9 protein-coding genes are annotated in these 12093 nt (G+C 66.6%); 4 read left to right on the top strand and 5 right to left on the bottom strand.

Translation table 11 applies throughout. The features are described from left to right. Positions 1–3: 3 nt before the first annotated feature. Together I1A62_RS10475 and I1A62_RS10470 are read right to left on the bottom strand one after the other, a co-directional pair. On the bottom strand, positions 4–810 hold the full coding sequence (locus I1A62_RS10475; protein ID WP_095863740.1) for an IclR family transcriptional regulator: 807 nt from the start codon (positions 808–810) through the stop codon (positions 4–6). A gap of 142 nt (positions 811–952) precedes the next feature. Further along, positions 953–1951: a hypothetical protein gene (locus I1A62_RS10470; protein ID WP_219458666.1), complete on the bottom strand. Its 999-nt coding sequence runs from the start codon at positions 1949–1951 to the stop codon at positions 953–955. A 280-nt stretch (positions 1952–2231) separates the two neighbouring features. Between I1A62_RS10470 and I1A62_RS10465 the strand changes: the two genes are divergently transcribed. Then, the gene (locus tag I1A62_RS10465) at positions 2232–2528 is read left to right on the top strand and encodes a hypothetical protein (protein ID WP_219458665.1); all 297 of its coding nucleotides are present in this window, start codon (positions 2232–2234) and stop codon (positions 2526–2528) included. Between the two features lie 115 nt (positions 2529–2643). Further along, positions 2644–6105, top strand: coding sequence for a serine/threonine-protein kinase (locus I1A62_RS10460; RefSeq protein ID WP_219458664.1), 3462 nt, complete (start codon positions 2644–2646; stop codon positions 6103–6105). Between the two features lie 11 nt (positions 6106–6116). Here I1A62_RS10460 and I1A62_RS10455 read toward each other — a convergent pair whose 3' ends face one another. The 3 genes from I1A62_RS10455 to I1A62_RS10445 are packed head-to-tail and all read right to left on the bottom strand — an operon-like array spanning position 6117 to position 9672. Further along, the gene (locus tag I1A62_RS10455; RefSeq protein ID WP_124393198.1) at positions 6117–6731 is read right to left on the bottom strand and encodes an ATP/GTP-binding protein; all 615 of its coding nucleotides are present in this window, start codon (positions 6729–6731) and stop codon (positions 6117–6119) included. Next, on the bottom strand, positions 6728–7147 hold the full coding sequence (locus tag I1A62_RS10450) for a roadblock/LC7 domain-containing protein (protein WP_095863745.1): 420 nt from the start codon (positions 7145–7147) through the stop codon (positions 6728–6730). The genes I1A62_RS10455 and I1A62_RS10450 overlap by 4 nt, the downstream gene beginning before the upstream one ends. Then, positions 7123–9672, bottom strand: a complete 2550-nt coding sequence (locus I1A62_RS10445; protein WP_257890789.1) for an ATP-binding protein — start codon at positions 9670–9672, stop codon at positions 7123–7125. Before I1A62_RS10445 ends, I1A62_RS10450 begins: the two co-directional genes overlap by 25 nt. A 625-nt stretch (positions 9673–10297) precedes the next feature. Between I1A62_RS10445 and I1A62_RS10440 the strand changes: the two genes are divergently transcribed. Together I1A62_RS10440 and I1A62_RS10435 are read left to right on the top strand one after the other, a co-directional pair. Next, positions 10298–10597, top strand: a complete 300-nt coding sequence (locus I1A62_RS10440; protein ID WP_257890788.1) for a helix-turn-helix domain-containing protein — start codon at positions 10298–10300, stop codon at positions 10595–10597. A gap of 456 nt (positions 10598–11053) precedes the next feature. Continuing rightward, positions 11054–12043, top strand: coding sequence for a nitronate monooxygenase family protein (locus I1A62_RS10435; RefSeq protein ID WP_219458662.1), 990 nt, complete (start codon positions 11054–11056; stop codon positions 12041–12043). Positions 12044–12093 lie beyond the last annotated feature (50 nt).

Raw genomic sequence — 12093 nt, 5'->3', positions numbered from 1 at the left:
CGGTCAGCTCGCCGCCGCGACCGTCGGATCGTCGCGCTCGGTCCGCACCACGGGGTCCGCGGAGTTCGCGATCGCCCGCGAGATCTCGGCGCCGGCGGCGATGACCGCGTTCTTGAATTCCGTTTGGGCGGGTACGAACCGGCTGGCCGGCACACTCATGCTCACCGCCGCGACCACCAGTCCCATCTCGTCTCGGACGGGGGCGGCGACGCAGTGCACCTCGGGAACGGCCTCACCGGCATCGAAGGCGCACCCGGACCGCAGCACCGACCGCAGCTCCTGTGCCAGGGAGGCCGGATTGGTGATCGTCGACGGCGTCAGTCGCCGCAACGGCTTGTTGGTGATGTTGCGTTCGATTTCGCCGGGATCGCATTGCGCGAGGAGAAGTTTGCCGACGGCGCTACAATGCGGCTCGAGATGTGCACCGACCCGGGCTCCGGCGACGTTGATGACGTGGTTACCGAGCACCTTGTCGACGTAGAGCACCCGGTACCGCTCCATCACGGCCAGGTGTGTGGTCTCGCCGTACTTGTGCGCGAGATCCTGCAGAATCGGGGAGGCGCAGGAGCGGACATCGACGGTGCCCTTGAGGGTCTGGCTCAGTTCCACCACCCGCCAGCCGATGCGGTAGCGCCCGCGGTTGCGGCACTGCAACAATCCGGTCTCGACCAGGGAGGACAGCAAGGCGTGCGCACTCGAGCGTGGCACGTCGATGGCCGCGGCGACCTCGGACGCCCCCCATTCCGGACGGGACACGGTGAACAGGTCCAGAACAGGACCGATCTTCTGAACCGTTTGGAGAGGCGCCACAACATTTCCTTTCGCGTCGGCGACGACCGGGTGCGTCATCGCTTTCCGAGTATGTGCGGCAGCTCACAGACGGGTCCACTCGTTCGTGCCGGTGACCGGCACGAACGAGTGGGCATGCGGATGTCCCGATCGATCGGACCCCTCAGCTCGCCATCACGGACGGGCGTGACCGTCCGGCGGCACGGACTGCACCGTGCCGGAATTCGAGCCAATCGAACGGATCGACCTGCGACCACGGTCCCCGGGAATCTTGCAGCCGCCGAGCAACCTGGCCGGCCAGGGCCTCGCCCGCCAGAGCGTCCTCTTCAGGGGTAGCGCCCCGGATCTGCAACGGACCGAGCACGAACTCGTGCGCCGTCCCGGAGATACATCCCCCTTCGTGCGCAATGAGCCCGGACGAGTGCATCGGCAGCCCCGCCATCACCGCGGGAAGCTCACCGGTCGCATTCACCACCAGCTGCGCCGCACGCACCTGCGAGGACCCGTTGCGTTCACCGGTCACCACCGCATCGACGCGGCCACGACCCCGTATCTGCAGGAGCCGGCCCTGACCGCGAACGTCGATTGCGACACCCTCCAGCCGCGCCGGTAGACCGTCGACCACAGCCCGCTGCCCGGGAAGGCAACCTCCTAGTACGACAATCTCCTGGGCACCACCTCTGCCCGCGGTGCGGGCCACCGCCCGGACGGCGGCGCAGGCGCGCTCACCCGAGCCCACAACAACCGCGCGCGACCAATCCGCCACCCCACAATCCGGGTCCGGGGTGACGTCATCGGCCCACATACTGCCCGCGAGCCCTGCCCCGGGGACCGGCAGCGGTCTGTCACGGAACGAGGTGAACGCGTACACCACGGCGTCGTAGCGGGCGATCAGATCGCCCCGGCTGACAGACTCCAGCTCCGGAACCACGATGGCGCGGACCTGTGAGCACCCGCGTTCGACACCGAACCGCTGGTCCGCGGCCCGGCCCGAGACCACGACGTCCACCGACAGCCCCGCACCGCATCGTTCGGCGAGGCCATCGACGAATCGTCGGCCGCCGTGCCCACCGATCACCGCGACACGACGCCGGTCCGAGCCCGCGAGCGAGAGCCGCGGCCTACCACTGTCGGTCGTCCGAATCACCGAGGAGTGTTGCATGCCACACACTCTGTGCCGTCGCATCACATTTTCGCGATCGGGTTCGGCTATCCCGGACAACGAGCGCCGGATCCGGGCCGCAACGCCGATCATGACAACAGTGCGCGCCGACCAGCGAACCGTCCTCATAACGTGACGAGAATTCACGCCGTCAACCACGCCCGGGGGACATCTGGTGGAAGCACACGACATACCGGATCGACTGGTACCACCGAACTGGTCACCCGCGCAGACGGTCTGCGCAGCATTCGCGGCGGCATCCACGACCACAGGACTGCTCGTGACGGTCACGACCGGTCGCCCGATCAGCCTCGGTCTGCTCCTTCTCGGTCTGCTCACCTTCGCGGTGATGCACACGAGTCGAGTGACCGGGCCATACCTGGTGCTCAGCGGCACCGTGGAGCTCCAACTCGGTCTGGCGAGCAGGTCGACGACGTCTCCGCGCTGGTCGCACGACGTTCTTCTCACTCCGGGCACCGCCTACGGGGTCGTCGGGATCGCAGCAGTGGTGCTTGGCTGCCTCTACTGCAGGATCGCCACGTCTCGATATCGCGGGTGCTTTTTCGACGCCGGGTGAGGCCGCCGATACCTAGAATGGGGTAGTCGCATCGCGAGGAGACCCCATGGGCGAGAGCTGGTCAGCCCGGACGCGGCGCATCGACGAACCGGCCGCGACGCGCTGAGGGCCAACCATGCCGGACGACACCGAGAGCACTCAACGCCAGGTCGACGCGGACATCGTCGCGGAGCTGGCGGCCGAAGGCTTCGAAGAGGCGTGCATCGCCGGGCGCGGCGGCTTCGGCATCGTCTACCGATGCCGGCAACCGACGCTCGACCGGTTGGTGGCAGTCAAGGTCCTCAGCCCCGACCCGGACCACATGGATCGCGCACGGTTCCTGCGCGAGCAGCAGGCCATGGGCAGGTTGTCCGGGCACCCGAACATCGTCCACGTCCTGCAAGCCGGGATCACCTACACCGGACGCCCCTACATAGTGATGCCGTTCCATCGCCGGGACTCCCTCGACTCGTGGATCGCCGAGCACGGGCCGCTGACTGCGGCCGAGGTACTCGCCGTCGGGGTCAAACTCGCCGGCGCCCTCGAAACCGCGCACCGCGGGGGAGTACTGCATCGCGATATCAAACCGGCCAACATTCTGTTGACCGAGTACGGCGAACCACAGCTGACCGACTTCGGTATCGCCCGCATCGCCGGAGGTGACGAGACCACCCGGGACGGGTTGGTGGCCGGGTCCCCGGCCTATACCGCGCCGGAACTGCTCAGCGGCGCCGGCGCGTCGACCGTCACCGACGTCTACGGACTCGGTGCCACACTGTTCACCGCGCTCGCGGGCCGCCCCGCCTACGCCCGTCGCCGGGGCGAACAGGTCTTCGCACAACTTCTGCGCATCGGCACGGAGCCAGTGCCCGATCTCCGGGGCAAGGGCATCCCCGACGCCGTCTGCGTCGCGATCGAGACGGCGATGGCCCGTGACCCCGCAGATCGCCCTGCCACCGCCCGCGAACTGGGCGCGGTGCTCCGCCGGGCGGGGGAACAGATCGGACTTACGCTGGCCGACCTGCCGTTGCCCCTGGCGGGTGACGACGACCGCCCCTTCCGGCCCTCGACCGAGATCGAGACCGGGGTGTCGGAATACCTGCGACACCGACCCGCCGGCAGCACCCGGCCCGAGCCGGCGCCGCCACCCAGTGCATCCACCAAGTACCGTCCGCCGGTTACGCCCGGTGCGGCGGTGACGCGCACCCACCTGCTCGAACGCCTGCGCCGCAGTGGCCGCCCCCGTCTCGTGCTCATTCACGCACCCGCGGGGTTCGGCAAGAGCACACTCGCCGCCCAGCGCATCGAGGCACTCCGAGGGGAGGGGGTGGCCACTGCGTGGCTGACGATCGACAACGACGACAACACGCTCATCTGGTTCCTCACCCACCTGATCGAGGCCATTGCGGTCGCGCAACCATCCTTCGGCCGGGAACTGGTGCGGGAGATCGAGATCCACGGCGACGGCCGAGAGCGGTATGTTCTCACCTCGTTGATCGACAGGCTCCATTCCGCCGACCACCACGTCGCCCTCGTCATCGACGACTGGCACCGCGTGACGAACGAGGACACGCGGGCGGCGCTGGCCTTCCTGCTCGAGCACGGTTGCCATCACCTGCACCTGATCGTCACCAGCCGTACCCGGCTCGGTCTCCCACTCAGCAGAATGGGTGTGCACAACGAACTCATCGAAATCGACTCCACGACGTTGCGTTTCGACGTTCACGAGTCGACCCAATTGCTCGTCGACCGCTCCGGACTCGCCCTGGACGAACCCGACATCGTCGAACTCGAACAGTCGACGGACGGGTGGGCGGCGGCACTGCAACTGGTCTCGCTGGCACTGCGCGATCACCCGAACCCCCGCGAGTTGATCGAGCACCTGACCGGAGGGAATCGAGCGATCGGCGAATACCTGGCCGACAACGTTCTCGGCAGCCTCGATCGACGAACCCTCGACTTCCTCCTCGCAACCTCGATCACCGAGAAGACCTGCAGCAGCTTGGCACGCGCACTCACCAGCGACCAGGAAGGCCAAGCGGCACTCGAGGACCTCGAGTCACGGGACCTGTTCCTGCGACGGCTCGACGACGAGGGCGAGTGGTTCCGTTATCACCACCTGTTCGCCGAATTCCTTCAACACCGCCTCGAACGGGAGGATCCCGACCGGGTAGTCGAGCTCCATCGGAAAGCAGGCGGGTGGTTCGCCGACCGGCACCTTCTCAGCCAGGCCGTCGACCACTACCTCCTCGCAGGCGACGAGGACGACGCCGTCACGCTCGTCGAAAAGGCGGCGATGGACCTGCTCGAGCAGTCGCAGATGGGAACGCTCCTCGGCCTCGCCGCGAAACTGCCGACGAAACCAACCACCGACCGGCCCCGCCTCCAGATCGCGCTCGCGTGGGCGCACGCCCTGTTGCACCACCCACGCGACGCCGAACAATTTCTCTCCATTGCGGAAACAGCTCTCGTCAGCGCAGGTGACGATCCCGCGACGGTGGATATGCGCGTCGAGGCCGCCTTCATCCGGGCTACCGTCACCGTCTTCGACGACGAGATCGACGGCCTCGACGAGGCCGTCGAGGGATGCATGGCACGGGCGAGCACACTGCGTCCCTGGGTTCTGTGCGGCGCCGCCGACGTCGCCTCCTTCCGCGCGATCTATCGTTTCGACTTCGATGACGCTCGCCGATGGCAGAAATGGGCGCTTCCCTTCCATCAGCGCTCCAGCGGCCCCTTCAGCGTGATCTACGGATACTGCATGGCCGGGATCGCGGCACGAGAACAACTCGATCTGCCGGCCGCGGAGGCCAGCTTCCGGCACGCCATGGCACTGGCCACCGACGCCGAAAAAGGTCTCGGGTACGGCACCCGGCTCACCGCCGCGCTGCTCGGCGACCTCCTGTACGAACAGGGGCATCTCGCGGAAGCGGACCGTCTCCTCGACCGCAGCCACACTCTGGGGGCGGAGGGTGGCACCGTCGACTTCATGCTCGCCACCTACGGGACGGGCGCACGGCTGAAGCGCCTGCTCGGGCAGGGGGAGGCCGCGAAGTCGCGTCTCGACGAGGGCGCCCGGCTGGCGCAACGACTGCGGTTGCCCCGGCTGGAAGCGCGGGTCGCCAACGAACGAGTCCGCGCCGGGCTGGCATCCAGTGCGCAGGCGATCGACCGCGGGATCCGGCCTCGCAGCGACCGAGATAACGGAATTGTGCTACTCACCTCGGAATTGGAGGAGGACTCGATGATCCGCGAGGCCCTGACGGCGCAGTCCGACGTGCAGGACCTGGAAGCGGTGTACGCCCGGGTGCTTGCCCTCGTCGAGTCGATCGATTCGCAGGCCCGCCCCCGCGCATTCCTCAATGCCGCCTTGCTGAGGGTAGAAGTGCTGGCTGTCGCAGGACGTGAGGAGGCCGCGTTGACGGCGCTGTGGCCACTCACGGAGCAGTGCGCGCGACTCGGGCTGGTACGGCCGGTACTCGACGCCGGATCTGCGGTGAGCCGGCTGGCTCGAGGTCTCCGGACGCATGGCGTCGGCGCTCCGGTGTCCTCCGTCCTGGACGAGTATCTTGCCGAGTTGGAGCAGCAACCAACCTGATCAGGCAAGTGCTAGTTGGAAACTCGATTATTCAACTCCTGCAGCGCGTATGCCGTGATCTCGAGAAGTGAATCCTTCACCGAGGCACGGTTGCGGGCATCGACGCAGATGATCGGCACGTCAGCCGCGACTGCCAGCGCGGCCCGGATGTCGTCCAACGGGTACCGCGGAGCGTCATCGAACTCGTTGACAGCAACCAGAAAGGGAAGTCCGCGGGACTCGAAATAGTCGACAGCGGCGAAACTGTCGTCGAGTCTGCGGGTGTCGATCAAGACGATCGCGCCGATCGCTCCGCGCACGAGGTCGTCCCACATGAACCAGAACCGGTGCTGGCCGGGTGTTCCGAAGAGGTAGAGGATCAAATCGTCTGCCAGCGTGAGGCGCCCGAAATCCATTGCGACGGTGGTGGTCACCTTCTGCGGTGTTGCCATGACGCTGTCCACGTCTGTGCTGGCGTCGGTGACCATGGCTTCGGTCCGCAACGGAACGATCTCGGATACCGCCCCGACCAGGGTGGTCTTGCCGACACCGAAACCGCCCGCGATGACGATCTTGGCCGAAGTGACGCGGCCGGCCGAGAAGTTCGTACCTTCAGGGCCGGTCGAACGTAACCCTGACGGAATCATGACCGAACTGCCGAACGAGGCATGGCCTCGATTTCGGATCCGACCCGTTCGACCAAAATTGCCATCTCGTAACCGACCTGTCCGATGTCGCACTCGGCTGTAGTCAGGGCGGCCAGTTGCGAGCCGTCCCCGACACTCATCAACAACAGATACCCGTGCTGCATCTCGACGACCGACTGCAAGACACCACCGCCCTCGAACAGCGTCGACACCCCGGCCGAGAGGCTGGCGAGGCCTGATGTCACCGCGGCGAGCTGTTCGGCCCGATCGAGTGGCAAATGCGTACTCGCGGCCATCAGCAGCCCATCGGCCGAGACCAGCACGGCATGCGTCACGCGGGGAACGTCACTGGCGAAATTCGATACCAACCAGTCCAGCGTGCCACGACTCGTCACGAAGATTCCTCCTGTTGCCATGGGTCAAGTGGTCCGAGGACGGGACGTGTGCCCGTCCTGCCTGCTCGAACACCGCTTTGATGTCGGGTGAGGTGTGCGCGGACCGCCTCGGGTGTGCGGACACGAATCGGTGCCTGGTCGTCGGCGTCGACACCGCCGGGGACCAGGCGCTGCCCGGGCACACGCTGCGGAAGACCGCCGTCTGTGACCGGTGCCTGGGGGCCCTGCGCGGCGCGCCGCGCGGCCGACCAGCCGGTGTCCGCTCGGGTGACCCACCGCTGCGGAACATCGGCGTCGCTCTCCGTGGGGTCGGTCAGCCACAGGGGAGCGATACTGGCGAAGATCGGGGTCTGTACCGTCGGATCCTCCGAAGCCGCTTGCGTAAGTGGTCGAGGCTGGAAGAACGATGCCGTCCTCACCGGGTCCAATCGATGTCGAGGTGCAGGTTCTTCACGCACCGGTGGGCTGGTCGAAGGTTCCGGTGCGGCGTGAACTCGCGTGGAGGTGCCGATTCCGGTTGCACCCGGTCGGCGGCGGGGTAGAGCGCCGGGTCCGGGCGCCTCCGGTCGTCGCGTACCACCGTCTGCGGGAAGTACCGGTGTCCGGCTGGGCGGTTCTTCCTCGGCGGTGGCGGCTCCTGCTTCGGTAACAACCGCGGCGTAACCGTGGGGCGTGTGATCGTCATACCGATCAGCAGCCTGGGGAGGGTCGGGGATGGCCTGGACTCGAGGCTCGACAGCCGAAGTCAGTACGTCTCCGGGAACGTGGACCGACGCGGTGATTCCCGCATTGCGTGGTCGGTCCAGCGTCGGGCGGAGGGTGACGGTGATGTCGTGACGCTTGGCCAGTTCGCTGACGACGAACAGGCCCATGTGGCGAGCCGTATCAGGAGTGACTTCGGGTGTCGAAGCGATTCGATCGTTGAGCTCGCGAAGATCGTTCGGTGACATGCCGATTCCGCGGTCCACGATCTCGATCACGACACCGCCGTCGATGGTGCGCGCACAGGTGGCGGTCACCGCACTGTCCGGCGGTGAGAAGTGCAACGAGTTGTCGAACAATTCGGCCAGGACATGTACGAGATCCCTTCCGGCCGTGCCGGTCAGGGCCACCGATGGTACCGGCCCGACCTGAACGCGCTGGTAGTGCTCCACCTCGGAGATGGACGCACGCACGGCGTCGCCCAATTGGATCGGCGCCGGACGACCGCGGCGGTTGCTGTTGCCTGCAAGGATCAGCAGGTTGTCGCCATTTCGGCGCATCCGTGTGGCGAGGTGGTCGAGCCGGAAGAGGTTGTCGAGACGCTTGGGATCGCGTTCCTCGAACTCGAGTTGTTCGATCATCTCCAGTTGCAGGTCGATCAGGGACCTACTTCGGCGGGCGAGGGTTTCGAAGACATTGTTCATCTGCAACCTCAGGTGGGCCTGCTCGCCGGCAAGGAGGAGAGCCTGGTTGTGAATGTCATCGATCGCGCGAGCGACCTGCCCGACCTCTTCGTGGGTGTGGACGTCGATGGGGTCGACCTCGAGTGCGGTAGCTTCCGTCCCGGACTTGAGTCGCTCGACCGCCTCTGGAAGGCCGGTGTGTGCCACTCGGAGAGCGCCGTGTCGTAGTCGTCGAAGCGGCGTCAGCAAGGATCGAGCCACGACCACGGCGAGCAGAATCGCGGCGAGCAGCAGCACAATCACGACTGCCATGTCCCGCCACGCGCCGGTCCGTAGCGCATCCGATTTGGCCGCAACCGCATCGCGTAGGTCGGCGGACGCTGTGGCGACTGCGCCGGAGTAGTCGTCGATGCTGTCGAACAGCGAGTATTTGAGGCTGGTCAGGGTCCGATCAGTGCTCTCACGGTGAGTGACATTCTGCACCAGTGCGGTTCGATCGTTGTTGCCTTCCCGTAGTGCTGCAACGGTCGGGTCGTCGGGCGGATAGCGTTGCGCCACCCGGTCGAGCAGTGCGGATTCGGTTCTCAGGTGAGCGAGCAGGTCGACACTCTCGGTCTCGAGACTTTCGGTGGATTCACCGGCGAGAATTGCCGAGGATGCGACGACCGACAGGCCCTCAGCGGATATCAGCTTCTGGGCCGACCACAGGTCCTCGAGGCGACCCGTCTCGACGACAACCTCGGGATCGGCGATCGGCTCGGTGATCGCGGACACCGTCCTCGACAAGGCCGATCGGATGGAGGCGAGTTGTTCGGTGAGAGCTGCCGTCGATGTCGGTCCCCGCTTGGCCTGAGCGCTCAACGATCGAGCATCGGAGAGCGCAGTCGCGAGGTCCGCGGCCGGGTCCTCGTCGAGCCCGGCCTCTGGACTTACCTGGTCAACCACTTCGATCGACCTGTTGCCGACCGAGTCCAGATGCTTCCGCTTCTTGTCGAGTTGGACGGGAACGCGTCGGTCGTGATGGGAACGCTGGCGCAGCGCACGATCACCCCGGAGATGATCGACAACCTCGACCGTCGTGAAGTCCGCCGCCGCGCGCAGGCTTTGTTCGACGCGAAGACCACCGAGCGCAGCAGCAACAGCGATCGGAACGATCAACACGATGGCTATCTTCCAACGCAGCGGCCATCCTGCGAGCCCCCGTGACCGCCGCCGCTCGTGACGTCGCCGGAAGCCCCGCCAACCACGGCGGGTGTGCGACTCATCCTTGCCTCTCGGGTCATGCTCCCTCCGGTACGAGAGGGTGCGTGGCAACGCCGAGGGCGCGGACCGGCAATGTCCGAACTGGCCTTGGCTGTTGACCGGGAGACTATGTTCGACCGAGCCGAGTGAGGGAACGCTGCCAGGATGTCGGGATTCCGCCCGCAATGGACCCAGCGCGCGTTCGGAAAAGCCGGAGAAACGGTCATCGGAGTCGATCAGCCACGACATCGGGACGCCCGACCGGTTGCAGGCCTTTCGGGGGTTGCTAGCGCGCCTGCGGCGCCACGATGACGGAGTCGGTGATCACTGATAGAGGGTGCGAAGCACGGGTGCGGACGCTCCGCTGACCTGGGACGGTGGTTGGCGCGCTTTGTGATCCCAGGCGGTGCAGGTTCCTTCACCCTGCGCTGTCTACTTCGAAAGATTCGACGCGGGCGTTGGATCAGCACACGTATCTGGCGCAGGCGGCGGAGGGTGTGAGGTTGGCGGCGGTGCATGCCGCCTCGAGCAGGCCGGTCGTGCGGTGACGGTGGCACCGCAGGCGACGATGTCGACGACGCAGCAGGCCGCGGATCTGCTGGGGGTGAGCCGGCCGACGGTGCGCCGGGTGATCGATGTGGGAGTGTTGCCGGCGGAGAAGGTCGGCACTCGGCATCGGCTGTTGCTGCGGGATGTTCTCGAGTATCCGCATCAGCGCCGTGCCCGCCGAGATGAGGCACTCGCCCAGACCGCTGTCGAGATCGACGAGGACGATTCAGCGGTGTTAGCAAAGCGCCGACGCACACGCGGCGTGGATCGGTCAGCCGCGGCGGGTGGTCGATAGGCAGCCGGGGTGTTCGCAGCAGTTCTCGACACGTGTGTTCTGGCCGAGCCTGCAGCGGGATTTCCTGCTGTCGATGGCGGTCGAAGGCTTGTACCGGCCGTTGTGGTCGGAGGTAATCCTCGACGAACTCGAATTCCACGAGGCCGCGAAACTGGAACGACGCGGGCACAGTGCGGCGGCAGCCCGAGCGGCTGGTGGGAGCACACCATGGATGGATGGTGGATGGGTGGATCCTGTACGGGCTGCACGTGAACTGTTGCAGAGCAGTGGGTTTCGCGACCCCTCTGTGCGCTGCCATCGGCTTCTCGAGCGTTCTGTCCTGGAGAACGCAGGGTTCGGTACAAACCGTTGGACCCCCCTTCTGCCGGCTTCTAGCGTTGTCGCAAAGCCGTCCGGTGTGACGTGCAGCACGTGGAGAACACGGCGACACGTCGGAAATGTGTGGAGGAGCCCAGCATGAGTCTGCAGAACCGTCTGACCGAGAAATTCGGAATCGAACACCCGGTAGTCCTTGCACCGATGGATTACGTCTCCGATTGGCGATTGGCCACCGCCGTGGCCGAGGCTGGTGGGCTGGGACTCATCGGCGGCGGATACGGCGACGAGGCCTGGTTGCGTGATCAGTTCGACCACGTGACGACCGGCGCGGTCGGTTGTGGCTTCATCACGTGGTCCATGGCGCAGCAACCGCGGCTTCTCGAGAAGACGATCGGCTACCGGCCTGCGGCGATCTTCCTCTCCTTCGCCGACCCGGCGCCGCATGCGCCTGCGATTCGTGCCGCGGGAATCCCGCTGATCTGCCAGGTGCACGACGTCGACCAGGCGCGCCGGGCGGTCGAGGTGGGGGCGAGCGTCGTCGCTGCTCAGGGCGGAGAGGCGGGCGGCCACGGGACGGGGGCCCGATCGACGTTCACTCTGGTGCCCGAGATCGCCGATCTCCTTCGGCGGGAGGCGCCGGAGGTGATGCTGCTGGCGGCCGGTGGAATCGGCGACGGCCGGGGCCTGGCGGCCGCGCTCGCGCTCGGTGCCGACGGCGCCCTCGTCGGAACCAGGTTCTGGGCGGCCGAGGAGGCGGCGATTCCGCGTGCGGCCCAGCACCGCGCGTTGTCGGCGGGTGGGGACGACACGATCAGGCAGAGCGCCTTCGACATCGTGCGTGAGAAGCCCTGGCCGACTCGGTACACGGGACGAGTCCTGCACAACGACTTCATCCGCCAGTGGCACGGCGACGAGCCGGGTCTGCGGGGCGCGCTCCGGGAGAGGCAGGCGCAGTTCCGGGCAGCGGTGAAGGCCGAGGACTACGACGTCGCGAATCTGATCGTCGGTGAGGTCGTCGGACAGATCGATCGTGTCGACACCGTCGCGTCGATCATCGACGAGATGGTCGGCACGGCCTGCTCGATCCTGGGCCGCACTTCCCACGACCTGGCGGCGATCGGCTCCTAGCGCCCGATCGGTGCGACCTCGCAAAACCCTCACCCCGCGCGTCCCCCAGA

Origin of the sequence: Rhodococcus sp. USK10, from assembly GCF_019378875.1 — a bacterium.
GTDB classification, from domain to species: Bacteria; Actinomycetota; Actinomycetes; order Mycobacteriales; family Mycobacteriaceae; genus Rhodococcus_F; species Rhodococcus_F pseudokoreensis.
This window is presented reverse-complemented; position numbering and strand designations above follow the sequence as displayed.

What these genes read in the sequence shown, in the direction of transcription:
- I1A62_RS10470 (WP_219458666.1), bottom strand. Translation starts at nt 1,951, where the DNA reads ATGCAACACTCCTCGGTGATTCGGACGACCGACAGTGGTAGGCCGCGG.
- I1A62_RS10460 (WP_219458664.1), top strand. Translation starts at nt 2,644, where the DNA reads ATGCCGGACGACACCGAGAGCACTCAACGCCAGGTCGACGCGGACATC.
- I1A62_RS10455 (WP_124393198.1), bottom strand. Translation starts at nt 6,731, where the DNA reads ATGATTCCGTCAGGGTTACGTTCGACCGGCCCTGAAGGTACGAACTTC.
- I1A62_RS10450 (WP_095863745.1), bottom strand. Translation starts at nt 7,147, where the DNA reads ATGGCAACAGGAGGAATCTTCGTGACGAGTCGTGGCACGCTGGACTGG.
- I1A62_RS10435 (WP_219458662.1), top strand. Translation starts at nt 11,054, where the DNA reads ATGAGTCTGCAGAACCGTCTGACCGAGAAATTCGGAATCGAACACCCG.